Annotated in this window: 20 protein-coding genes and 1 pseudogene; 18 read left to right on the forward strand and 3 right to left on the reverse strand. The window is 69.8% G+C overall.

What is annotated here, in order from left to right:
* Positions 1-113 precede the first annotated feature (113 nt).
* Both CW359_RS32610 and CW359_RS32615 read left to right on the forward strand, forming a co-directional pair.
* Positions 114-617: a DUF4365 domain-containing protein gene (locus CW359_RS32610; RefSeq protein ID WP_105973807.1), complete on the forward strand. Its 504-nt coding sequence runs from the start codon at positions 114-116 to the stop codon at positions 615-617.
* A gap of 1 nt (position 618) precedes the next feature.
* Positions 619-1764 carry a hypothetical protein gene (locus CW359_RS32615; protein ID WP_105973808.1) on the forward strand — a complete coding sequence of 382 codons (1146 nt, stop codon included), beginning with the start codon at positions 619-621 and terminating at the stop codon, positions 1762-1764.
* Between the two features lie 117 nt (positions 1765-1881).
* On the opposite strand, the gene CW359_RS32620 is transcribed toward CW359_RS32615, so the two are convergent.
* Positions 1882-2910 carry an LLM class F420-dependent oxidoreductase gene (locus tag CW359_RS32620; protein WP_105973809.1) on the reverse strand — a complete coding sequence of 343 codons (1029 nt, stop codon included), beginning with the start codon at positions 2908-2910 and terminating at the stop codon, positions 1882-1884.
* A 658-nt stretch (positions 2911-3568) separates the two neighbouring features.
* On the opposite strand from CW359_RS32620, the gene CW359_RS32625 reads away from it, so the two are divergent.
* From CW359_RS32625 to CW359_RS32665, 9 genes and pseudogenes are all read left to right on the forward strand, one after another.
* Positions 3569-4207 (forward strand): (2Fe-2S)-binding protein, encoded by a 639-nt coding sequence (locus CW359_RS32625; protein ID WP_105973810.1) that lies wholly within the window; start codon positions 3569-3571, stop codon positions 4205-4207.
* A 13-nt stretch (positions 4208-4220) separates the two neighbouring features.
* Entirely contained in the window at positions 4221-5201 is a 981-nt protein-coding gene (locus CW359_RS32630) for an FAD binding domain-containing protein (protein WP_105973811.1), read from the forward strand.
* Positions 5198-7393: a xanthine dehydrogenase family protein molybdopterin-binding subunit gene (locus CW359_RS32635; RefSeq protein ID WP_105973812.1), complete on the forward strand. Its 2196-nt coding sequence runs from the start codon at positions 5198-5200 to the stop codon at positions 7391-7393. Before CW359_RS32630 ends, CW359_RS32635 begins: the two co-directional genes overlap by 4 nt.
* 146 nt (positions 7394-7539) lie before the next feature.
* Entirely contained in the window at positions 7540-8706 is a 1167-nt protein-coding gene (locus tag CW359_RS32640; protein WP_105973813.1) for an XdhC family protein, read from the forward strand.
* Positions 8700-9689 carry a GTP 3',8-cyclase MoaA gene (gene moaA, locus CW359_RS32645; RefSeq protein ID WP_105973814.1) on the forward strand — a complete coding sequence of 330 codons (990 nt, stop codon included), beginning with the start codon at positions 8700-8702 and terminating at the stop codon, positions 9687-9689. The genes CW359_RS32640 and moaA overlap by 7 nt, the downstream gene beginning before the upstream one ends.
* Positions 9690-9817: 128 nt before the next feature.
* Positions 9818-9937 (forward strand): annotated as a pseudogene (locus tag CW359_RS46800) (MarP family serine protease); the annotation flags it as partial.
* Between the two features lie 302 nt (positions 9938-10239).
* Positions 10240-11058: a hypothetical protein gene (locus tag CW359_RS32655; protein WP_157968692.1), complete on the forward strand. Its 819-nt coding sequence runs from the start codon at positions 10240-10242 to the stop codon at positions 11056-11058.
* A 292-nt stretch (positions 11059-11350) separates the two neighbouring features.
* On the forward strand, positions 11351-12502 hold the full coding sequence (locus CW359_RS32660; protein WP_107503123.1) for an alpha/beta hydrolase: 1152 nt from the start codon (positions 11351-11353) through the stop codon (positions 12500-12502).
* A gap of 245 nt (positions 12503-12747) precedes the next feature.
* Positions 12748-14004, forward strand: a complete 1257-nt coding sequence (locus tag CW359_RS32665; protein ID WP_105973816.1) for an MFS transporter — start codon at positions 12748-12750, stop codon at positions 14002-14004.
* Between the two features lie 65 nt (positions 14005-14069).
* On the opposite strand, the gene CW359_RS32670 is transcribed toward CW359_RS32665, so the two are convergent.
* Both CW359_RS32670 and CW359_RS32675 read right to left on the reverse strand, forming a co-directional pair.
* Positions 14070-14939 (reverse strand): helix-turn-helix domain-containing protein, encoded by an 870-nt coding sequence (locus CW359_RS32670; protein WP_105973817.1) that lies wholly within the window; start codon positions 14937-14939, stop codon positions 14070-14072.
* Positions 14936-15808 (reverse strand): helix-turn-helix domain-containing protein, encoded by an 873-nt coding sequence (locus CW359_RS32675; RefSeq protein WP_232838713.1) that lies wholly within the window; start codon positions 15806-15808, stop codon positions 14936-14938. The genes CW359_RS32670 and CW359_RS32675 overlap by 4 nt, the downstream gene beginning before the upstream one ends.
* A gap of 184 nt (positions 15809-15992) precedes the next feature.
* Between CW359_RS32675 and CW359_RS32680 the strand changes: the two genes are divergently transcribed.
* The 7 genes from CW359_RS32680 to CW359_RS32705 all read left to right on the forward strand — a co-directional run bounded on the left by CW359_RS32680 (position 15993) and on the right by CW359_RS32705 (position 22966).
* The gene (locus CW359_RS32680; protein WP_105973819.1) at positions 15993-17009 is read left to right on the forward strand and encodes a zinc-dependent alcohol dehydrogenase family protein; all 1017 of its coding nucleotides are present in this window, start codon (positions 15993-15995) and stop codon (positions 17007-17009) included.
* A gap of 79 nt (positions 17010-17088) precedes the next feature.
* Entirely contained in the window at positions 17089-17754 is a 666-nt protein-coding gene (locus CW359_RS32685; RefSeq protein ID WP_105973820.1) for an SDR family NAD(P)-dependent oxidoreductase, read from the forward strand.
* A gap of 17 nt (positions 17755-17771) precedes the next feature.
* Positions 17772-18311 (forward strand): cyclophilin-like fold protein, encoded by a 540-nt coding sequence (locus CW359_RS46050; protein ID WP_198655480.1) that lies wholly within the window; start codon positions 17772-17774, stop codon positions 18309-18311.
* A gap of 110 nt (positions 18312-18421) precedes the next feature.
* Positions 18422-19678, forward strand: coding sequence for an MFS transporter (locus tag CW359_RS32695; RefSeq protein ID WP_105973822.1), 1257 nt, complete (start codon positions 18422-18424; stop codon positions 19676-19678).
* Positions 19679-19798: 120 nt separating this feature from the next.
* Positions 19799-20566 (forward strand): SDR family NAD(P)-dependent oxidoreductase, encoded by a 768-nt coding sequence (locus CW359_RS32700; protein ID WP_105973823.1) that lies wholly within the window; start codon positions 19799-19801, stop codon positions 20564-20566.
* Positions 20567-20652: 86 nt separating this feature from the next.
* The gene (locus CW359_RS47180) at positions 20653-20778 is read left to right on the forward strand and encodes a hypothetical protein (RefSeq protein ID WP_269805614.1); all 126 of its coding nucleotides are present in this window, start codon (positions 20653-20655) and stop codon (positions 20776-20778) included.
* 34 nt (positions 20779-20812) lie between these two features.
* Positions 20813-22966, forward strand: coding sequence for an alpha-galactosidase (locus tag CW359_RS32705; RefSeq protein ID WP_198655481.1), 2154 nt, complete (start codon positions 20813-20815; stop codon positions 22964-22966).
* The last annotated feature ends 97 nt before the right edge of the window (positions 22967-23063 follow it).

A 23063-nucleotide genomic window follows, 5' to 3' on the forward strand; every position in this document is an offset into this window, starting at 1 on the left:
GACAGCCTCAGGCTCGGACGTGGAACTCCCCGGCGTACGCGGTTCATGAGGCCCTATTCCCCCGGAGCCTCGCTCCGCTTATCCTCGCGATCACGCCAAGGGGAGGGGGACCCGTGGTCGCAGAGGCGACGAGCTGGCAGAAGGAACAAGTCAGCCGCGCGTACGTACATGTCCTTGCCACTCAGGGCGGTTACACGATCTGCGACTGGAACGTCGACAAGGACGGCGTCGATGTCACCCTGCGCTCGCACGGCCTGATGGTCGACATCCAGCTCAAGTGCACGCAGAGCCCGCGCATCGTTCGCGGCGGCTACAGCTTCGACCTCGACGTCGAGACGTACGACAAGCTGCGCGACCCGGAGCGATCAGCCCCGGGCCACCTCGCCTTGCTGATAGTCCCCCCGGACATCGGCCGGTGGGTGACTCATCAGCCGGAGTCGATCGTCCTGGCCTGTCATGGCTATTGGGCCTCGTTACAGGGCAGGGGCAAGGCCAACGGCAGCGTCACCACCGCCGTCAGCCTCCCTGAGCACCAGACGCTCACGGTGAAGGCCATGGGCGCGATGTTCGACGCGGCGCGTCGGCTGACCAATGCCAGCGGTCGGGAGGTGGACTGAGGTGGTGCACAGTGAGCCCGACTTCGGTCCTGAGGAGATCCGCAGCTACCTCAAGGTCACTGGCTGGACTCCGGTTTCCGGTGGCGTCGTCGCCGAACTGTGGAGTCTGCCCGGTCCGGCAGACGAGGTTGTCCTGGTCCCCATGAAGCCGGGAGCCCCGGACTTCGCCAAACGGACCCAGATTCTTCTGGCGGATCTGGCACGCATCGAGGCCCAGGACGCGCGAACCGTTCACGACGCCGTCGCCACTGTCTTCAACGACGTGACCGATCTCAAGGCGTCCCACCCCTCGCTCAGCGACGGATCGATCCCCTTGGAAGCCGGCTACGAACTGTTCATCTCCGCCAAGCGCCTGCGTGTCGCTTCCGCAGCGGCCACCATCCGGCGGCAGGGGCACTTCCGCAACTTCCCCACCCGGGCACGGGAACAGGCACGGGAGGTCCGGCTGGGGCAGACCCGTAGGGGGTCGTACATCGTCCCCATCATCAGCCAGGCGCGCTCCCCCGAGGACGTGTACTCCCCCGGTCAGGAGCACATCGAGGTCGGGGTGGAGGAAACACTCTTCGACCGGCGCGTCACTGCCACGATGTCCCGTGCCCTGGGAGTGCTGGAAGACATGGCGAGCGCCGAACGGGAGCCCACCCCCAGCGAGATCACGGATTCCATCGGCGAAGGCGTCTCGTACGAGCTGTGCCAGGCTCTCAGCAAAGTGGTCGGCACAGACTCCGTAGGCTCCCTCGACGTCTCCTTCAACTGGTCCCGCGTGGCCGCGCCACCACCCGGCACTCCTCCTCGGGTGGAGTTCAACCAAGCGGCGATCGACATCGTCGACCGGGTGTCCGCGCAGTTGAAGACCCGTATCTACACCAGCCAGCACCTGATCTACGGCATCGTCACCGACCTCAGCCGCCATCCGGACGACGAAACCGGCCGGGTAGGGGTCCAGACTCTGATCAAACGACGCAGCAGAACCGTCTGGATGGACCTGCCCGACAGCGCCTACCACACGGCCGTCCGCTGCCACGATGCTGGCATCCCCGTGCGTGTCCGGGGCAGACTCACCAGCCCACCCGGCGGGCACGCCACGATGGAGGTGGACGACTTCGGGCCCGATCCCTCGCTCGGCTCTGACCAAATGACCGGCTGAACCGTTCCGGGTCACAGCAGAGCGCAGTCTCGCTACCGCGGCGGTCGCGAGGTGAATTCGCGGCCTGTGGATGCTTTCCAGGAACGTGGAGGGCGCAGGCTCGAACCGAGCAGCCCGTCAGAGCCAGCTCTTGACCTTCTCCACGAGGCGGGCGGGGTCGGGGTCGACCAGCCGGACGTTCAACTGGGTTACACCGGCGGCGCGGAACGCCTCGATGCGCTCGCGTACGTAGCCCTCGGGGCCGCACAGCGACACGAGTTCGGTCAGCTCGTCGGGGACGGCCGCCTCCGCCTCCTTCTTCTTTCCGGACAGGTAGAGGTCCTGGATCTTCTCGGCGGCTTCCTCGTAACCGTAGGCGCGGGCCAGGTCGTTGTAGAAGTTCTTGCCCTTGGCGCCCATGCCGCCGAGGTAGAGGGCGATCATCGGACGGAGCAGGTCGCGGGCGGCTGCAGCGTCCTTGCCGACGGCGAGGACGCTGCCCGCGACGATCTGGAGATCCCCACGTTCCGCGGACCGAAGTGCCAGTCCCTCGGTGAGGGCGCTTCCCCAGACCTGTCCGGCCTTCTCGGGGATGAAGAGATGCGGCAGCCAGCCGTCGGCGATCTCCGCGGTCATCCGGACGTTGGCCGGGCCGAGCGCCGCGACGTGGATCGGTATCTCGCTGCGCACCGGGTGGTTGAGGAACTTCAGGGGCTTGCCGAGGGTGCCCCCCTTCTCGGGCGGCAGCGGCATGTCGACGATGCCATGGTGTTCGATCACCTCGCGTCGCCAGATGCGGCGGCACAGTTCGACGGTCTCGCGGGTGCGGCCGAGCGGCTTGTCGTAGGGCCGGCCGTGCCAGCCCTCGACGACCTGCGGGCCGGACGCGCCGAGCCCGAGCAGGGCACGCCCCCCGGACAGGGCGTCAAGTCCGGCGGCGGTCTGGGCGATCAGCGCGGGCGTGCGCGAGTACACGTTGATGATGTAGGAGCCGATTTGCACGCGCTCGGTGCGGGCGGCGAGGTAGCCCATGGTGGTCGGCGAGTCGAAGCCGTACGCCTCTGCCACCCAGACGGCGTCGAGCCCGGCCTTCTCGAGCCGCACGACCTCCTCGACGGCATTCCGGGGGTTGTTCTCGGCGTACTCAAGGGTGGTGGCGAGTTGCATGGGCTTTCCTCTCCGCGTCCCGTTCCCGAGAACACCGGTGTCCGTGAGGCGGAAGCTGATCCGGTACGGCTGGTCATCGCCTGCCGACCGGTGTGGTGCGAGCGTGGCAGCCGAGAAGACATAAATCAAGCACGCCTGCTTTTTAATTACCGGATCGTCATCGGTGTCCGGACGGGATGTTCCGTGCGGCCCGGGCCGCCAGCGCCGCTCAGCCACCGGATCTCGAACTTCCGGCGATTCGCGACGTGTTGGGCGACGAGTCCCGCTACGCGCCCGGTCGCACCGCCGGACTTCGCCCGCGGTGGACACGCAGAACGTGTAGACCCCGAGCGACGCCATGGAAGCCGATCGGGGCCCGGCGCACCGTGAGATCAGGGTGGTGAATTCGAGAGACCGCGACCTACCGCACCCCCGACGGTTCCCCCTCCCTCACTCAGCGCTTACTTGTGGGCAAAAGAACCAAGGGGCGATCAAGGAAAAGCAAGGGGGGGGCAAAACTCTCCCTGCCAAGAGTGACTCCTGTGGTGCAAGACTTCCGGCGTGATCGGCCGCCCTGTCGAGGTGAGCGGTCCCCCAGTTTCCTGCGGTGGCGTCGATCTCGTGCCTGGTCTCCCGCTGCTGTACACGACTGATCCGTCCGTGATGCGAAGGCGTACGCATGTCTGCTGACCTCTCTGAATCCGTTGTTCCACCCTCTACCGAATCGGGTGGGCCCTCCTCGGGGCCCAGTCGGCGTACCGTCATCGCCACTGGTGTGGTGGTGGGCGGTGCCGTGGTGGCCGGAGGGACGTTCCTCGCCGGCTCGGAGGAGGCCGCCGCCGCGGGGGCGTCGCCCTCCAGCCGGGTCTCTCTGACGGTCAACGGCACCCGCCGGACCGTGACGGTGGACAACCGCACCTCGCTGCTGGACCTGTTGCGCGAGCACCTGGACCTGACGGGCTCGAAGAAGGGCTGCAACGCCGGGGCCTGTGGCGCGTGCACGGTGCTGGTCGACGGACAGCGGGTCAACTCCTGCCTGACGCTGGCCGTTCGGCTGGAGGGCGCCGAGGTCGTCACCATCGAGGGACTGGCCGAGGGCGACCGACTCCACCCGCTCCAGCAGGCGTTCATCGACGAGGACGCCTTCCAGTGCGGGTACTGCACGCCGGGCCAGATCATGTCCGGCGTCGGCTGCATCCAGGAGGGCCACACCGACTCGCCGGAGGAGATCCGGGAGTACATGAGCGGCAACGTCTGCCGTTGTGGCTGCTACGTCAAGATCGTGCGCGCGGTCGAGCAGACCGCCGCCCGGAAGTAAGGAGCGGCCCCCCATGCATCCCTTCTCCTACACCCGCGTCAGCAACGTCCGGGAAGCCCTGGACGCCGGCAGCCGCGGCGGCCGTTACATAGCCGGTGGCACCACGCTGGTCGACCTGATGCGCGAGACCGTCGAAACCCCCGAGACGATCGTCGACATCAGCGCCCTGCCCCTGGGCGACATCACCGCCACCGCGGGCGGGGGCATTCGCATCGGCGCCCTGGTCCCGATGGCCGTGGCCACCGCCGACCCCAAGCTGAACAGTCTCTTCCCGGTGGCCGCCCAAGCGCTGCGGGGCGCCTCGGCGCAGCTGCGGAACATGGCCACCATCGGCGGCAACATCATGCAGCGCACCCGCTGCACCTACTTCCGTGACGTGACCGCCGACTGCAACAAGCGTGAGCCCGGCTCCGGTTGTGCCGCGCTGGGCGGGTACAACCGCGGTCACGCGATTCTCGGCGGCTCCGACCAGTGCGTCGCCGTTCATGCCTCCGACTTCGCCGTCGCCCTCAGCGCCCTGGAGGCGAGCGTCCACCTCCAGGCCCCGGACGGCAGGAACCGCAGGCTCCCCTTCGCGGACTTCCTGCTCCGCCCTGGCAGCACCCCGCACCGCGAACAGGCCATCAGACAGGGTGAGTTGATCACGTCGGTCGAGATCCCCGCGTATCCGCGACCGCTGAAGTCGGCTTATCTGAAGCTCCGTGACCGGCAGTCCTACTCGTTCGGGCTCGCCTCTGCGGCCGTCGCGCTGCATGTGCGCGGCGGGGTGATCCGGGAGGCGAAGGTCGCTGCGGGCGGTGTGGCCACGGTGCCTTGGAAGCTGTCCGCCGTCGAGCGAGCCCTCGTCGGCGAACGTCCCTCGGACCGCCTGTGGGCCGAGGCCGCCCGGCACGCGGCCGACGGCGCCCGCCCCCTCCAGCACAACCGGTTCAAGGTCGAGCTCCTGAAACGGACCGTCGAACGCCAGCTGCGCACCGTAGGAGAGATGGAATGAGTCCCCAGCCGCAGTCGGCCGTCGGTGCGCCGCTGTCCCGGGTGGACGGCCGGCTGAAGGTCACCGGCAAGGCGGAGTACGCCGCCGAGCACGACATCAAGGGTGCCGTGCACGCCGTCATCGTCGACGCGAGCATCGGCCGCGGCCGGATCAGGTCCATCGACACCCGCGCCGCCGAGAAGCACGCGGGTGTGCTCCGGGTGATCCACCACCGCAACGCGCCGAAGCTTCCGTACCGCGACAACCCCGGATCCAACAACCCGACCGGGCGCAGGCTGCGGGTCTTCCAGGACGATCTGGTCCTCTTCCACGGCCAGCCGGTCGCCGTCGTGGTCGCCACCACGCTGGAGGCCGCCCAGCACGGCGCGAGCCTGGTCAAGGTCGCCTACAACGCCGAACAGCCCTCCACCGACATCAGCAAGGCCGAGCCGGGCGCGCCGGTCCCCTACGCGCGCGGGGACGCGGAAGCAGGGCTGCGTTCCTCGGCCGTGCGACTGGATCTGACGTACGCGCTGGCCCGCAACCACCACAACCCGATGGAGCCGCACGCCACCGTCGCCCGCTGGGACGGCGACCGGCTGACCGTGTGGGACAAGACCCAGTGGATCGTGGGTACGCACGACGAGATCGCCGCGGTCTTCGACCTGCCCTCTGACGCGGTACGGGTCATCAACCCGTTCGTCGGCGGCGGGTTCGGCAGCGGGCTGCGCTGCTGGCCGCACACCATCGTCGCCGCGCTGGCCGCGCGGGTGACGCGGCGCCCGGTCAAGCTGGTGCTCTCCCGCAAGCAGATGTATTTCGGTACGGGTTTCCGGCCGGCGTACGCGTACCGGCTGCGCCTCGGCAGCGACCGGCGCGGCCGGCTCAACGCCGCGATCCACGACTTCGACGCCGAGACCTCGTCGTACGAGACGTTCTTCGAAGCCGCCGGGGCGCCGGGGCAGATGCTCTACAGCATGCCCAATGTGAGTCAGGCGTACCGGCAGGTGCCGCTGGACGTGAACACCCCGATCTGGATGCGCGGCCCCGGTTTCGCCACGGGGTCCTACGTGATCGAGTCCGCCCTGGACGAGCTCGCACACGAACTCGGCATCGACCCGATCGAGTTGCGTCGGCGCAACGAACCCGAGGAGGACCCGTCGAACGACTTGCCGTTCTCCACGCGTCGCCTGCGTGAGTGCTACACGGTGGGCGCCCGTGAGTTCGGCTGGGACCGCCGCTCGCAGCAGCCGCGTGCCCGGCGTGAGGGCGACTGGTTGATCGGCATGGGCATGGCGGCGGGTGTCTACCACTCGGGCAGCAATGCCGCCCAGGCGCGGGTTCGCCTGGACGCCGACGGGACCGCGCTGGTGGAGACGGCTTCCAGCGACATGGGGCCGGGCACCTACACCTCGCAGACCCAGGTCGCCGCCGACGCCCTCGGGCTGACTATGCGCGCGGTGACCTTCCGGCTGGGGGATTCGCTCTACCCGCCGACCCCGCCGCACGGCGGCTCCCAGACCATGGCCAGCGTGGGCTCCGCGGTCCTCGACGGCTGCGACCAGGTCCGCCGCCAGGCGATCGAACTGGCCGTCGGGGACGAGGAGTCGCCGCTGTACGGGGTGAACGCCGACGACGTCGTCGTGCGGAACGGCCGGCTGCACGTGCAGGGCACCCCGGCCCGCGGAGAGACGTACAAGAGCCTGCTGGCCCGCAACGGCCGCTCCCACCTGGAAGCACGCGGCTCCTACGCGGGGCCGGCCCAACCCGAGCGGCACTCGATCTCCGCCTACAACGCCACGTTCGCCGAGGTGGCCGTCGACGCGACGCTGGGCCTCGTACGCGTACGGCGGATGCTCGGTGTCTATGACGCGGGCCGCATCATCAGTCCCAAGCTCGCCGAGAGCCAGGCGATCGGCGGCATCGTGGGCGGCATCGGCCAGGCACTGCTGGAACACACGGTCACCGACCACCGCGACGGGCGGATCGTGAACGCGAGCCTGGCCGACTACCTCGTACCCGTCAACGCCGACGTCCCCGAAGTCGGCGTGATCTACCTGGACGGCGACGACCCCGACGGCAACGCTCTCGGCGTCAAGGGGCTCGGCGAGGTCGTCCTTGTCGGTGTGGCGCCCGCGATCGCCAACGCCGTGTTCAACGCCACCGGCCGACGGGTACGTGAACTGCCCATCACCGCTGAGGCGTTGCTCTGACCCTCGGGTCCCCCGCGTCCATCGACCGGTCCGGCGGTTCGCCTCCTTCGCTGCCGGACCTCCCTGGGCTGCCGCCGCGTGTCCGCTCCCCGTTGGGCGCGGCGGCAGCCCCCTCCACACACACGGCGAACCATGGAGTCCGACCCATGCTGAACATCGCGGACACACTGCACCGTTGGTGCCGCGAGGAACGTCCCTTCGCCCTGGCCACCGTCGTCGGTGTGCAGGGCAGCGCACCTCTGCCCATCGGCACGTCTGTCGCGGTGGACGAGGACGGCAGAGCGGTCGGCAGCATCTCCGGCGGCTGCGTCGAAGGCGCGGTGTACGAACTGTGCCGGCAGGTGCTCCAGGAACAAGGCGCTCCTCGGCGTGCCCGGTTCGGCTACTCCGACGACGACGCCTTCGCCGTGGGCCTGACCTGCGGCGGCGAACTCGACGTACTCGTGCGGCGTGTCGACCCGGCCGCCCAGCCGCATCTCGGCGCGGCGCTCGCCGAGGCCGTCGAAGGCCGGCCCGCCGCCGTCGCCCAGGTCGTGGACGGGCCTGAGAAAATGCTCGGCGCCACTTTGAGCGTGCTCGGCGACAGCTGGATCGCCGACCGTGCGCTCGGCGACGGGCCGACCGGCCAGGCGGTGGCGGACCGGGCCACCTCCCAACTCCGAATCGGACGCACCGCGCTCCTCACCCTCGGTGGGGACGCCGACACCTGCCCCGAGCAGCTCTCCGTCCTCGTCCACGCGGCAGCCACGCGGCCCCGCATGCTGATCTTCGGCGCCATCGACTTCGCCGCCGCCCTCGCCCAGACCGGCCGGTTCCTGGGCTATCACGTCACCGTGTGCGACGCCCGCCCCGTGTTCGCCACCGAGGCACGCTTCCCGCACGCCGACGAGGTGGTCGTCGACTGGCCCCACCGCTACCTGGCACAGACGGCCGTGGATTCCCGTACCGCTGTCTGTGTCCTCACCCACGATGCCAAGTTCGACATCCCCCTGCTCCGGCTCGCACTCGACCTGCCCGTCGGCTACGTCGGCGCGATGGGCTCCCGCCGCACCCACGACGAACGCCTTCTGCGTCTGCGTGAAGTCGGGCTCACCGATAGGCAGTTGGCCCGGCTCCGCTCCCCGATCGGCCTCGACCTCGGTGCCCGGACCCCCGAGGAGACGGCCATCTCCATCGCCGCCGAGATCATCGCCCACGCCGGCCGGGCGAGCGGCTTGCCTCTGGTCCGGGTCAAGGGCCCGATCCACCGTGTTTCCGGGGCGGTGCCGGAGACGGCGTGGCGCGGGGGAGGAATGGTCTCGGGAACGTGCTGATCGACACCTACGGTCGGCAGGCCACCGACCTGCGCGTCTCGCTGACCGACCGCTGCAACCTGCGCTGCACGTACTGCATGCCCGAGGAGGGCCTGCAGTGGCTGGCCAAGCCCGATCTCCTCATGGACGACGAGATCGTCCGCCTCATAGACATAGCCGTCCGCATACTGGGCATCGAAGAGGTCCGCTTCACCGGCGGCGAACCCCTGCTGCGCCCGGGCCTGGTCGGCATCGTGGAGCGGGTGGCCGCCCTGGCCCCCCGCCCCCGGATGTCCCTGACGACGAACGGCATCGGTCTGTTCCGTACGGCAACCGCCCTGAAGGCGGCGGGCCTGGACCGCGTCAACGTCTCCCTGGACACCCTGCGCCCCGATGTCTTCAAGACGCTCACCCGCCGTGACCGCCACAAGGACGTCATCGCGGGCCTGGAAGCCGCCCGCGAGGCCGGCCTGACCCCGGTCAAGGTCAACGCGGTCCTGATGCCGGGCCTGAACGCCGACGAGGCCCCCGACCTCCTGGCCTGGGCGGTCGAGCACGACTACGAACTGCGCTTCATCGAGCAGATGCCCCTGGACGCCCAGCACGGCTGGAAGCGCGAGGGCATGGTCACGGCGGGCGACATCCTGGCCTCCCTCCGTACCCGCTTCGACCTCACTCCCGAGGGCACCGACGAACGAGGCTCGGCCCCCGCCGAGCGCTGGCTGGTCGACGGCGGCCCGCACCGCGTGGGCGTCATCGCCTCCGTCACGCGCCCGTTCTGCGCCGCCTGCGACCGCACCCGCCTGACGGCCGACGGCCAGATCCGAACCTGCCTCTTCGCCCGCGAGGAGACGGACCTCCGCGCGACCCTCCGCTCGGACGCCCCCGACGAGGAGATAGCCCGCGTCTGGCGCGAGGCGATGTGGGGCAAGAAGGCGGGCGCGGGCCTGGACGACCCGACCTTCGTCCAGCCGGACCGACCGATGTCAGCGATCGGAGGCTAGGCGATTCCCCTCTGCCCTGGGTCCTCGACAGAGTCGGCGACTCCTCGGCGGCCATGAACGCTGCTCCGCTGACCATGCTCGTCCCGGCCGACCCCGGTGCCGCACTGGCCCGGTGGCCCGCCTACCTCTCCACCGTCCGCCCCGGCAACTCGGGCGGACCGCTGCTGACCACCGACGGGCCGGTGTACGGGACCGTGTTCGCCCGCTCGGCCACCCACCCGAACTCGGGGTCCGGGCTGAGCGCCGATCTGCGCACCCTCGCTGCCCAACCGACGCACCAGTCCGGACGCGGGCCGTGTCCGCGTAGCCGTCGCATCGCGCCCGGTAAGGGGGGAGATTTTCCTCCCCGGATACTCTTCGTCCCGGATGGATTTCTCCTCTTTTCGCGCCCGCGCCTGTGCGTCAAAGTCGGAATCGAGTATTTCTCGCCATTGGATCACGCCTTGGTAATTCCCGTGCGTGGTCATTGAATCCGTCGACGGAACGCAAAGGGAACGATGAGCCAGGTCATCTCCTTCACCGGCGCCGACCGGGACTCCGAAAGGCGCCCATGACGACGCAGACACTGGACCGGCCCGCTCCCACGGTCACCCCGGCGCGTCGGCCGGCCGCCCCAGAGCAACCAGCGCCCGCCATGCGGCCGGGGAAACCGAGAGCCCGCAGGGCGTTGTGGTGGGCGGCGTGCCTGATCTGCGGCGGCCTCGTGGGCCTTGTCCTCGCCGTCGTCGGCACCTTGCGCGGCCGGACGCCGTCCCAGCTGCGGCGCGGGGCGGTCGCGGCCGGGGCGGCGGTGCAGCTGGCGTCTGCCGGTTTCTTCGCGGTAGCCGGATCCGAGGGGGGCGGAAGTCTCTGGGAGACCACCCGCGTGGTGGTCAACGCGCCGGTTTCCGGAGTGGCCCTGCTCTACGGCGCCGGCAAGGGCGGCGAGGTGCACCTGGGCGACAACGGGACGACCGCCGTGGTCCTCGACGACGGGGTCGTCCGCGCCGGCACCATGTTCGGCACGGTCTTCCTGACCGACCAACGGATGGAGTCGGACTCGCCGCGCACGCGGCACCTGGCGGAACACGAGGCCCGGCACGCCGACCAGTGGGCGGCCTTCTCGCTCGCCGGCGGGCCTGCCGCCTTCCCCGCGCTGTATGCCCTCGACGAGGCGTTCTTCCCCGGTGCGTTCAACCACTTCGAACGTCAGGCCGGGCTGGATGACGGCGGCTACGACACGCCGTCGGACTGCCCGTCCGTCGCCGGCCGACTCACCCTTGCCTCCCTCGGGCTGGTCACAGGCGCGAGCCTGGTCGCCCGGCGCAGGCTCCGCCGCCCGTCTCCGGCTCCGACCGGACGTGAGGACTTCTCCCGCTCGGCGTCCTGACGACCGGCGGGTGTCCGCGGCGACACCCCCATCAAGCCCGCCGAAGGTCCGGCCGCGCTCAAGCACGTAATAACGCGGGCCTTCTGCGCACCTGCAGAGAAGGTCCACAATCTCATCACTTACGCACCGCTTACACATCACCAATTCACCCAAAGCGCAAAGTGATCCAAAAGGAGGAGTAAAGCATCCAGGGAGAAAACTCTCCCTGCCGCGAGACATACAACCGATGTCATGCTGATTTTCGGCGATGCAACACGCCTTTAGGAATTCCGTGACGTAAGGAGCAGTAGTGATGGACAAGAAGTCAGGCAGCGGCAAGCAGGCGACCGCGGCTACCGAGTCGGACAGCCTCCCGCGTCGTGGCCTGATCAAGCTGACCGCGGCCGGTGCCGCCACGGTCGGCGTGCTCGCGGCGACAGGCTGGAGCGGGGCCGGGCAGGCCGTCGCATCCCCGGCGCCGACGACCCGGAAGAAGCCGGGCCTGCCGCCTGGCGACACGTCCAACGGTGCCGACAACTGGTACACCAGCGACAAGGTGACGGTCCAGAAGGTCTCCTTCAAGAACCAGTACCAGATGACCGTCGTCGGGAACCTGTTCATCCCCAAGAGCCTGAAGCGTGGAACGAAGAATCCGGCCATGGTCGTCGGACATCCCATGGGCGCGGTCAAGGAACAGAGCGCGAACCTGTACGCCACGAAACTGGCCGAACAGGGCTTCGTCACCATGTCTCTCGACGTGTCCTTCTGGGGTGAGAGCGCCGGCCGTCCCCGCAACGCGGTCGCCCCAGACATCTATGCCGAGGACTTCAGTGCCGGGGTGGACTTCCTGCGCACGAAGAGGTTCGTCGACAAGGAGCGGATCGGCGCGCTCGGGATCTGTGGCAGCGGAAGCTTCGTCATCAGCGCGGCCAAGATCGACCCGCGCATCAAGGCCGTGGCGACGGTCAGCATGTACGACATGGGCGCCGCGAACCGCAACGGCCTCAACCACGCCGTCACTCTCGAACAGCGAAAGGCGACCATCGAACGAGCGGCGCTGCAGCGCGACGCGGAATTCGCGGGTGGCAAGATCGAATACACCGGCGGAACCCCCGACGTGCTGGACGAGAACTCGACGGACATCGATCGCGAGTTCTTCGACTTCTACCGCACCGCCAGGGGATCTCACCCGAACACCACGACGCATCCGACGCTCACCAGCAACAGCAAGTTCATGAACTTCTACCCCTTCAACGACATCGAGACGATCTCGCCCCGCCCGATGCTCTTCATCACGGGTGACCAGGCCCACTCCAGGGAGTTCAGCCACGAGGCCCACCGGCTCGCCGCCGAGCCCAAAGAGCTGGTGACCGTGGACGGTGCCGGTCACGTCGACCTCTACGACCGCGTCAACCTCATCCCCTTCGACAAGCTGACCAGCTTCTTCCGCGACAACCTGAAGTGAGCCCAGGGCGTCGAACACCTCCCTCAACGGCATAGGAGACTTTGTCCATTGCGGAAGGTCCAACGCGGCTCCTGTGCCTCCCACGGCACGGGGGCCTCGTGCGTTGCGGGCGTCGATCGCAGAAGCAGGGAGGAATTCCTCCCCCTCACAGACTGCCCGCGCGGTGCGATGCTCTACGGCGTCCCCATCCCGGCGTCCCCGCTCGTCAGTGACAGCGCGTCGTCCTGAAAAGAGATAGTCACCGAATGTCACCCTCGTCCGACGGCCGATCCCGCAAGCTGCCTTTCGTCGTTCTGGTGCTGTCCGCCGGGACGTTTCTCATGGGCACCACCGAATTCGTCGTCGCGGGTCTGCTGCCCGAGATCGCCGGTGATCTGAATGTCTCCCTGTCCCAGGCGGGTCTGCTGATCACGGCGTTCGCGGCAGGCATGATCGTCGGGGCGCCGGCGATGGCCATCGCGACGCTGCGCCTGCCCCGGCGTTCCACGCTGGTTCTCGCGCTCGTCGTCTTCGCCGTCGGCCACCTGGTCGCCGCGCTCAGTTCGTCCTTCGCTCTGGTGCTCGCGGCCCGCGTGGTGACCGCACTGGCCACCGGGACCTTCTGGTGCGTCGGCGCGGTCGTGGCCACGACGGCGGCAGGGCCGGGAGCGACGTCACGGGCCCTGGGCATGCTCCTGGGGGGTCTGACCGTGGCCACCGTGGCGGGCGTACCGCTGGGCGCGTGGCTGGGGCAACTGTCGGGCTGGCGAGGGCCGTTCTGGGTGCTGGCCGCGCTGTCGGCCGGCGCGGCGGCAGTCATCGGCCGGTTCATCCCTGCCGACGAACGACGCGAAGCGCCGTCCGTGCGGGCCGAGTTCGCGGCGCTGCGGGATGTCCGGGTCTGGCTGACGCTGAGTTGCATGGCACTGTTGATGGGCGGTGTCCTGGCGACGTACACCTACATCTCGCCCCTGCTCACCGAGCGGGCCGGCATCTCCGCAGGGGCCGTGCCCGTGGTCCTGACCGCCTACGGTCTGGGCGCGCTGCTGGGTACCACGGTCGGCGGGCGCCTGGGCGACCGTCGCCCCCTTGCCACGCTCGTCACGGCCGCCGCCACGACCACGCTGGTCCTGCTGTTGCTGACCTGGCTCTCCCCGAACCCCGTGGCGGCCGTCGTCCTGGTGACACTGATGGGAGTGACGGGCTTCGCCGCGAACCCGGCGCTCGGCGCTCTGGCCCTGCGCTTCGCCGGTTCCGCGCCCACCCTCGCCTCCGGCCTCAGCGGCGCGGCACCCAACGTGGGCATCGCCATCGGCTCCTGGACAGCGGGCATCGCCCTGACCTCACCACTGGGGCAAGCAGGACCCCCGCTGGTCGGCACAGTGGCGGTCACCCTCACCCTCGTACCACTGACCGCACTCGCGCTGATGCGCGCCACCCGCTCCGAGACGCCTTCACCTCACCGAGGTGAAGGCGTGGACCTGTCGATCGGGCCGAGCGAGAGCGCTCCGAACATCGGCTGACATGGTGCTCGTCCCACGGGCGGACAGCCTGGCGGGGTCACCCCCCGGTGTGGGGCGGCGGCTGGTCAGAGGAGGGACGAAGAGGGCGACAGGTGCTGGTCGGCGGCCCAGGAGGCGAGGATGCGCAGCCGCTCGTGGGTGGGGGAGCCGGGGGCGGCGGTCCAGACGGTGAGGTGCTGGTCGGGATCGGTGTTGGCGGTGAGAGTGTCCCACTCCAGGACGAGTTCGCCGGCGACCGGATGGTTGAGGGTCTTGGTGCCCACCGTGCGCGCGGCGACGCGATGGTCGCCCCACCACTGGGCGAACTGCTTGTCCCGTGTGGACAGTTCACCGACCAGCTCGATGAGACGGGGGTCCTCGGGATACTGCGCGGCTTCCATCCGCAGCTGTGCTACGGCGATCCGCGCCGAACTCTCCCAGTCGGCGTACAGGCTGCGCATCGCCGGATCGACGAAGATGAGCCGGGGGTAGTTGCGGTGCTTCTCGGGAAGGTGGGAGAAGTCGGTGACCAGGGCCGCCGCCAGCGCGTTCCACGCCAGGATGTCCCCGCGCCGCCCCTGCACGATGGCGGGGGTCGCGGTGAGGTCGTCCAGTACGCGTTGGAGCTGGGGCTGCACCTTCTGCCTGCCCTGGCGCCGGGTGCGGCTGGTGGTCTTTCCCGCGAGCTGGAACAGATAGCCCCGCTCGTCGTCGTCCAGGTGGAGGACACGGGCAATGGTGTCCAGTACGGGAGCCGACGCCTGCATACGGCCCTGCTCGACCCGGGTGTAGTAATCCGTGCTGATGGAGGCGAGCTGGGCGACCTCCTCACGGCGCAGCCCGTCCACCCGACGCGGCCCGCCCGTCTCCGGCAGCCCGACCGTGCGCGGGCTCAGTTCCGAACGGCGCTTCTTGAGGAACTCGCCGAGCTCATTGAGTGGAACGTTGCTGGTCATGCTTCCCATCCTGACGAGGCCGGCAGGTTCTGGTCGGCGGCCCACGAGGCGAGGATGCGCAGTCCGTCATGCGCGGGGGAGCCCGGGGCGGCGGTCCAGACGGTCATGTACTGGTCGGGGTCGGTGCTGGCGGTGAGGGTGTCGCAGTCGAGGGTGACCTCGCCCACGACCGGATGGATCAGGGTCTTGGTGCCCACGGTGCGGGCGGCGACGCGGTGGTCACCCCACCATTGGGCGAACTGCTGGTCGCGCATGGACAGTTCACCGACCAGCGCGATGAGGCGGGGATCCTCGGGATACTTCGCCGCCTCCATCCGCAGCTGCGCCACGGTGACCTGCGCGGCCGTGTCCCAGTCGGCGTAGAGGACACGCAGCGCCGGATCCGTGAACAGGAGCCGGGGGTAGTTGCGGTGCTTCTCCGGGACACGGGAGAAGTCCGTGACCAGGGCTGCCGCCAGCGCGTTCCACGCCAGGATGTCCCCGCGCCGCCCCTGGACCATGGCCGGGACGGAGGTGAGGTCCTCCAGCACCCGGCGCAGTTGCGGCTGGACCTTCTGCACGCCACGGCGCCGGGTGCGGCTGGTGGTCTTTCCCGCGAGCTGGAACAGATAGCCCCGCTCGTCGTCGTCCAGGTGGAGGACACGGGCAATGGTGTCCAGTACGGGAGCCGACGCCTGCATACGGCCCTGCTCGACCCGGGTGTAGTAATCCGTGCTGATCGAGGCGAGCTGGGCCACCTCCTCACGACGCAGCCCGTCCACCCGACGCGGCCGGGTGGACGAGGGAAGTCCGACCATGCGCGGGCTCAGCTGTGAGCGGCGCTTCTTGAGGAATTCTCCCAGTTCATTCAGGGTGACATCGCTGGTCATGCTTTCCAGCATTACATCGATCGCACCCGAAGAAAGGGGGAGAGTTTCCTCCCTGGATGTTTCTCTCCTCGGATAGATTCCTCCGCTTTTCCCGCCCGCCCTCGCGTGTGAGGCTCGATCGAGAGCAGCCATTCCTGACGTCGGCTGCGGCAAGCAGCCCTCGTACCGAAGGAAGCACCTCATCATGCGCGGAGCAGTCATTCACGCCCCCGGCGACGTCCGATTGGAGACCCTGGACGACCCGAGGATCAGCCGTCCGACCGACGCGATCATCCGTACGGTCGCCACCTGCGTGTGCGGCTCGGACCTGTGGCCCTACCGCGGGGTCGAACCGGTGGACGAGCCCCATCCGATGGGGCACGAGTACGTCGGCATCGTCGAGGAGGTCGGAGCCGAGGTCACCAATGTCAAGCCGGGGCAGTTCGTGGTCGGCTCCTTCGCCACCTCGGACAACACCTGCGCGAACTGCCGCAACGGCTGGCAGTCCAGCTGTCTCAACCGGGAGTTCATGGGCACCTGCCAGGCGGACTACGTCCGTATCCCCAACGCCCACGGCACGCTGGTCGCCACCGACGAGCACCCGTCCGGCGATCTGGTGCCCAGCCTGCTCGCCGTCTCCGACGTGATGGGCACCGGCTGGTACGCCGCCCTCGCCGCCGAGGTCAAGCCCGGCTCGACCGCCGTCGTCGTCGGTGACGGCGCGGTCGGCCTGTGCGGGGTCATCGCCGCCAGGGAACTGGGTGCCGAGCGGATCATCGCGATGAGCCGCCACGAGTCCCGGCAGAAGCTGGCCCTGGAGTTCGGCGCCACCGACATCATCAGTGAACGCGGCGACGAAGGCATCTCCCGCGTCAAGGACCTCACCGGCGGTATCGGCGCCGACTCGGTCCTGGAGTGTGTCGGCACGGCCGAGTCCATGCGGCAGGCCCTGCACTCCGCCCGTCCCGGTGGCAACGTGGGCTTCGTCGGCGTCCCGCACGAGGTCTCGGTCGAGGGCCAGGAGCTGTTCTTCTCCCAGGTCGGTCTGCGCGGCGGACCCGCCCCCGTGCGCCGCTACCTGCCCGACCTCATCGACCACGTCCTGTCCGGACGGATCAACCCGGGCAAGGTATTCGACCTCACCCTGCCGCTGAACCAGGTCGCCGAGGGCTACAGGGCGATGGACGAGCGCCGCGCCATCAAGGCACTCCTGAAGCCCTGACCTCCCGTAAACCGTCCATCGCGGGGCCCGCCCTCTCCAGTCGGCCCCGGACGGCTCTCCTCCCCGAAAGGGACTCGCAGTGACCACCTTCGCCCTGATCGGCGCCGGCCCCGGCCTCGGGCTCGCCACCGCCCGCCGTTTCGCGACCGCGGGCCACACCGTCGCCCTCATCTCCCGCAACGCCGAGAACCTGGACAGCCTCACGGCCGAACTGGCCCGCGACGGCGTCCAGGCCCGCGGCTTCACCGCCGACGTCCTCGACATCGAGTCCCTGGACGCGGCCCTGTACGCAGCCGCGAAGGCTCTCGGGCCCGTCGAGATCCTCCAGTACAGCCCCGTTCCCCGGGCCGACTTCATGAAGCCGGTCCTCGACACGAGCGCCGACGACCTCGACGCGCCCCTCGCCTTCTCCGTCAGGGGCCCTGTCACCGCCGTGAACGCCGTCTTGCCCGGCATGCGCGAACTCGGCCGCGGCACCCTGCTGTTCGTCAACGGCTCCAGCGCCGTACGCCCCAACCCGAACGTCGCCGGCACCTCCATCGCCTTCGCCGCCGAGAGCGCGTACGCCCAGATGCTCCACGACACCCTCGCCCCGCAGAACATCCACGTCGCCCAGCTGATCGTCCCCGGTGCGATCCGGCCCGACGCCGAGCACAGCAGCCCCGACGCCCTGGCCCAGCGCCTGTACGACATCCACACCGGGCGCGAGGGCTTCCGGCACTACTCCGAGCCCCTGCCCGACTGAGATCCCGGAGCACCCCCATGAACTCCGCCGCCCGCCGCGCCCTGGTCCGCGCCGTCCCGGCAGCCGCTCTTCTGCTGGCCGTGACCGCCTGTACCGGCGGTTCGTCCGAAGCCTCGCCGCCCTCCGCATCCTCCTCCCCGGCGTCCTCGGGGCGGCAGGAGGCATCGACATCCGCCATACCCAGTGCGTCAGCCGAGAGGAACACCGCCATGGCCATCCGGGTCACCATCGACGGCCGACCCGTCGACGCCACCCTGAACGACAGTCCTGCCGCCCGCGACTTCGCCGACCTGCTCCCGCTCACCCTGGATCTGGAGGACTTCCACCAGACGGAGCGGATCGCGGACCTCCCGCGCAGGCTGACCACCTCCGGCGCCCCGGCCCCAACCGTGCCCCGGGTCGGTGACCTGGCCTACTACGCCCCCTGGGGCAACCTGGCCCTCTACTACCACGACGGCGACTCCGCCTCCGCCGACCTGCTCGTCCTCGGCCACCTCGACATCGACGCCGACCGACTCGGCACGGCCGACCGCATCACCATCGAAGCCGCCTCCTAACGCCTCCGGCAGCCAGGTGGCCGCCCCGTCCGCTCCAGCGGCCTCCCGTCCCCGCTGCCTGATCCGCCGTTCCGCCGTTCCGCCGTTCCGCTCAAGGAGAGACAGCACCCATGCCTTCCACATCCGGGGCCACTCCCGGCAAGCTCCCCTTCGTCGTCTGGGTGCTGGCCGCAGGAACGTTCCTGATGGGCACCACCGAGTTCGTCATCGCCGGCCTGCTGCCCGAACTGTCCACCGGCCTCGGTGTGAGCACCTCTCAGGCCGGGCTGCTGATCACCGCGTTCGCCATCGGCATGATCATCGGGGCGCCGACCATGGCCCTGGCCACCCTGCGCCTGCCCCAGCGCCAGACGCTGGTCCTGGCCCTGTCCGTGTTCAGCCTCGGTCACGTGGTGGCGGCCCTCAGCACCTCCTTCACCGTCGTCCTCGCCGCGCGCGTCGTCACCGCGCTGGCCACCGGAGCGTTCTGGTCCGTCGGTTTCGTCGTCGCCACCACCGCCTCGGGCCCGCAGAGGGCCACCCGCGCGACCGGCGTCATGATCGGCGGACTGACCCTGGCCAACGTCGTCGGCGTACCCATCGGCTCCTTCGCCGGCCAGTTCGTCGGCTGGCGCGGCCCGTTCTGGGCCCTGGCCGCCCTCTCCGCGCTCGCCGCCGTCTTCATCGGCCGCTTCATCCCCACCCAGGAACAACGTGCGGCCGTCTCGCTGCGCGCCGAGTTCGGCGCCCTGCGGCAAGGCCGACTGTGGCTGGCGCTGAGCGCCGCCATGTTCATCATGGGCGGTGTCCTGGCGACGTACAGCTATGTCACCCCGCTGCTGACCGACCGCGCCGGCATCCCGGCGGGCGCCGTACCGTTCGTCCTCATCGCCTTCGGCGTCGGCGCCCTGGGCGGCACCACCACCGGTGGCCGCCTGGGCGAGCGCCGTCCGATGGCCACCACCATCACCGCCGCAGCGGCCACCGCCCTGGTCCTGTTCCTGATGATCCCGCTGTCCACCAACGCGGTCACGGCCACCGTCCTCGTCTTCCTCATGGGTCTGACCGGTTTCGCGGTGAACCCCGTCGTCACGGCGCTCGCCATGCGTTTCGCCGGGGACGCCCCCACCCTCACGTCCGCGCTGACCACCTCCGCCTTCAACGTCGGCGTGGCCGGCGGATCCTGGATCGCCGGTACGGCCCTGGACTCCTCCCTCGGGCTGACCGGCCCGCCCCTGGTCGGCACGGTCATCGCCGTACTCACCCTGCTCCCGCTCATCACCCTCGCCGTCCACGGCACCTCCGCAGGGAGCCGGATCGTGGCTCAGCGCACCGCCCCGGCCCACGCGCCGGACGACGTACCCACACAGGCGCCGTCCCTTCGCTGACCGCGGACCCGCCGCACGACACCGACACGGACCGGCACGCGGAGCAAGCGCAGAGACCTCGCCACCAACCCATCGACGAGCCCCCGGGACACAGAACAGCCCACGATCGGAGAGCACGACATGAACCCCACCTACGACTTCACCGGCCAGGTCGCCTTCGTCACCGGGGCAGGCTCCGGCATGGGCCTGGCGACCGCCCGCGCCTTCGCCGAGTCCGGGGCCGCCGTCGCCCTCACCGACATCGACGAAGCCGCCGTAAACGCGGCCGTCAAGGAACTCACCGACTCCGGCCACCAGTCGCTGGCCCTCACCTGCGACGTCAGCGACGAGGACCAGGTCGCCGCCGCCGTCGACCGCACCGTCGAGACCTTCGGCCGCCTCGACCTGGCCTACAACAACGCGGGCATCCAGATCCCGCCCAGCGACGCCGCCGAGGAGCCCGCTGAACGATTCGACCGCGTCAACGCCATCAACCTGCGCGGCGTGTGGGCCTGCATGAAGCACGAGCTGCGGCACATGCGGGCCCAGGGCAGCGGTGCCATCGTCAACTGCTCGTCCCTCGGCGGCCTGGTCGGCCTGCCGGGCCGCGCCTCCTACCACGCCTCCAAGCACGGAGTGATCGGCCTGACCACCAGCGCCGCCCTCGAATACGCCCCGCGCGGCATCCGTATCAACGCCGTCTGCCCCGGGACCATCAACACCCCGATGGTCAGCGACATGATCGCCAAGGGTGAGCTGGACCTGGCGGAGGCGGAGGCCAACCAGCCCATCAACCGCCTCGGCACCGCCGAGGAGATCGCCCAGGCCGTCCTGTGGCTGTGCAGCCCCGGAGCCGGTTTCGTCGTCGGCGTCGCCCTCCCCGTCGACGGCGGGTACGTCGCCCGATAAGGACGCCACGACGTCGGCATCGGGTCGGCGCGGTCACCCACTCATCGGGCACGGAGCACCGGCACGGCGCTGTACCCGACGCGTTCGTGGAGCACCTCGCCCTGTGGGACGGCAACGGCGACGGCAACACGGAGTCCAGCTGGGCCGAGCCGGTCACCGACGAGCAGTACGAAGGCCCGCGAACCCTCCAGCTCCCGCGCGCCACCTCCTGATCACTCCCCTGACACACTGAGGACGATCCGCGCCATGAAGACCCCCACCGACGCCGCAGCCGAAAGACTCATCCATCTCCGGGCAGCAGGCGTGAGTCTGATCCTCGACCTGCGGGGCAACGGCCTGCCCACCGTGCTCCACTGGGGCGCCGATCTCGGCGACCTCACGCGTCAGGACCTGTCACAGCTGGCCGACGCCGTCACCACGCCGAACATCGCGGGGTTCGATGACGTCGTACCCCGGGTCTCCTTGCTGCCCGAGCACGGCACCGGATGGCCCGGACAGCCAGGACTGACCGGGCATCGGCAGGGCGCCGACTGGTCACCCCTGTTCACGCCCGACTCGGTGGAGGCCGACGGCCTCTCGGTACGGATCCGGGCCACCGACGCCACCGCTCGCCTCGGCCTCGTCCTGGAAGCCGGCCTCACTGCCTCGGGGCTGGTGCGGATGCGAGCCACCGTACGCAACGACGACACGGTACGGCCGTACGCGCTCGACGGGTTGATGCTCGCCCTGCCGGTCCCCGCTGCCGCCACCGAACTGCTCGACCTCACCGGCCGCTGGTGTCGCGAACGCGCACCGCAGCGCCATCCGTTCAACGCCGGCACCTGGCTGCGCGAGACCCGCAGCGGGCGTACCGGCCCCGACGCCGCCCTGGTCCTGACGGCCGGCACACCGGGCTTCGGCTTCGGCCACGGGGAGGTGTGGGGCCTGCACATCGCCTGGAGCGGCAACCACCGGATCCTGGCCGAACGGCTACCCGCCGGCCGCCCGGCCCTCGCCGCCGGTGAACTGCTGCTTCCGGGCGAGGTGGTCCTCGGCCCCGGAGAGGAGTACACCGGCCCGTGGCTCTACGGCTCCCACAGCGACGGGGGCCTGGACGGACTGTCCTCCCGCTTCCACGAACACCTCCGCGCCCGCCCCGGCCACCCCCACCGCTCCCGCCCAGTAGTCCTCAACACCTGGGAAGCCGTCTACTTCGACCACGACCTCGACAAGCTCACCCATCTCGCCGACCTCGGCGCGCAGGTCGGCGTGGAACGCTTCGTCCTGGACGACGGCTGGTTCCGCCACCGCCGCGACGACCGCGCCGGACTCGGTGACTGGTACGTCGACGAAACCGTCTGGCCCAACGGCCTGGGCCCACTGATCGACCGTGTCCGCGCGCTCGGAATGGAGTTCGGCCTGTGGGTCGAACCGGAGATGGTCAACCCCGACTCCGACCTGGCCCGCGCCCACCCCGAATGGATCCTGGCCACCGGTGGCCGCACCCCCGCCGACCGCCGCTTCCAGCAGGTCCTGGACCTCACCCACCCCGAGGCGTACGCGTACATCCTTCAGCGGCTCGACGCCCTGCTCACCGAGTACGACATCGCCTACCTCAAGTGGGACCACAACCGCGAACTCGTCGACGCCGGCCACTCGCCCGACGGCGAACCCGCCGTCCACCGCCAGACCCTCGCGGTCTACGCCCTGCTCGACGAACTGCGCGCACGCCACCCGGGCCTGGAGATCGAATCCTGCTCCAGCGGCGGCGGACGCGTCGACCTCGCCGTCCTGGAGCGCACCGACCGCGTCTGGGCCAGCGACTGCAACGACGCCCTGGAACGCCAGTCGATCAACCGCTGGACCGGTCTGCTCCTGCCGCCCGAACTCGTCGGCTCCCACATCGGCACCGCCCGCTCCCACACCACCGGCCGCACCCACGACCTCGCCTTCCGGGCCGGCACCGCGCTCTTCGGCCACCTCGGCATCGAATGGGACCTGACCCGCGCCAGCGAGTCCGAACGAGCCGAACTCACCCGCTGGATCACCCTCCACAAGCAACTGCGCGGCCTGCTGCACACCGGCCGTGTCGTCCGCGTCGACCACGCCGACCCGGCCCTGTGGGCCCACGGCGTCATCTCCCAAGACCGGACCGAAGCCGTCTTCGCCCTCGCCTCCGTAGCCACCCCGGTCGCCGCTCACCCCGGCACACTGCGGCTGCCCGGCCTCGACCCGAACACCACCTACCACCTGCGCCCACTGCCCCCGGCCGACCACGCCCCCGGCATGGAACGCGGAACCCCCGCCTGGTGTACCAAGGACGGCATCGCCCTGCCCGGCAGCGTCCTGGAACGCGTCGGCATCCAGATCCCCACCCTCCACCCCGAACAGCTCATCCTGCTCCACCTCACAAGCCGCTGAGCCTCCGCCGCTCAGCTCGTAGCCTGCGGACTGCCCGCCGCTGAGCACCCAACTGGAATCATGCCTAGGGGACCGCGATGGGTGAATCAGGGTGCGT

Origin of the sequence: Streptomyces geranii (genome assembly GCF_002954775.1) — a bacterium.
In the GTDB taxonomy this organism is placed as follows: Bacteria; Actinomycetota; Actinomycetes; order Streptomycetales; family Streptomycetaceae; genus Streptomyces; species Streptomyces geranii.

What these genes read in the sequence shown, in the direction of transcription:
- CW359_RS32635 (WP_105973812.1), top strand. Translation starts at nt 5,198, where the DNA reads ATGAGTCCCCAGCCGCAGTCGGCCGTCGGTGCGCCGCTGTCCCGGGTG.
- CW359_RS32700 (WP_105973823.1), top strand. Translation starts at nt 19,799, where the DNA reads ATGAACCCCACCTACGACTTCACCGGCCAGGTCGCCTTCGTCACCGGG.
- CW359_RS32695 (WP_105973822.1), top strand. Translation starts at nt 18,422, where the DNA reads ATGCCTTCCACATCCGGGGCCACTCCCGGCAAGCTCCCCTTCGTCGTC.
- CW359_RS46050 (WP_198655480.1), top strand. Translation starts at nt 17,772, where the DNA reads ATGAACTCCGCCGCCCGCCGCGCCCTGGTCCGCGCCGTCCCGGCAGCC.
- CW359_RS32680 (WP_105973819.1), top strand. Translation starts at nt 15,993, where the DNA reads ATGCGCGGAGCAGTCATTCACGCCCCCGGCGACGTCCGATTGGAGACC.
- CW359_RS32675 (WP_232838713.1), bottom strand. Translation starts at nt 15,808, where the DNA reads ATGACCAGCGATGTCACCCTGAATGAACTGGGAGAATTCCTCAAGAAG.
- CW359_RS32630 (WP_105973811.1), top strand. Translation starts at nt 4,221, where the DNA reads ATGCATCCCTTCTCCTACACCCGCGTCAGCAACGTCCGGGAAGCCCTG.
- CW359_RS32640 (WP_105973813.1), top strand. Translation starts at nt 7,540, where the DNA reads ATGCTGAACATCGCGGACACACTGCACCGTTGGTGCCGCGAGGAACGT.
- CW359_RS32705 (WP_198655481.1), top strand. Translation starts at nt 20,813, where the DNA reads ATGAAGACCCCCACCGACGCCGCAGCCGAAAGACTCATCCATCTCCGG.
- CW359_RS32670 (WP_105973817.1), bottom strand. Translation starts at nt 14,939, where the DNA reads ATGACCAGCAACGTTCCACTCAATGAGCTCGGCGAGTTCCTCAAGAAG.
- CW359_RS32655 (WP_157968692.1), top strand. Translation starts at nt 10,240, where the DNA reads ATGACGACGCAGACACTGGACCGGCCCGCTCCCACGGTCACCCCGGCG.
- CW359_RS32660 (WP_107503123.1), top strand. Translation starts at nt 11,351, where the DNA reads ATGGACAAGAAGTCAGGCAGCGGCAAGCAGGCGACCGCGGCTACCGAG.
- CW359_RS32620 (WP_105973809.1), bottom strand. Translation starts at nt 2,910, where the DNA reads ATGCAACTCGCCACCACCCTTGAGTACGCCGAGAACAACCCCCGGAAT.
- CW359_RS32665 (WP_105973816.1), top strand. Translation starts at nt 12,748, where the DNA reads ATGTCACCCTCGTCCGACGGCCGATCCCGCAAGCTGCCTTTCGTCGTT.
- CW359_RS32625 (WP_105973810.1), top strand. Translation starts at nt 3,569, where the DNA reads ATGTCTGCTGACCTCTCTGAATCCGTTGTTCCACCCTCTACCGAATCG.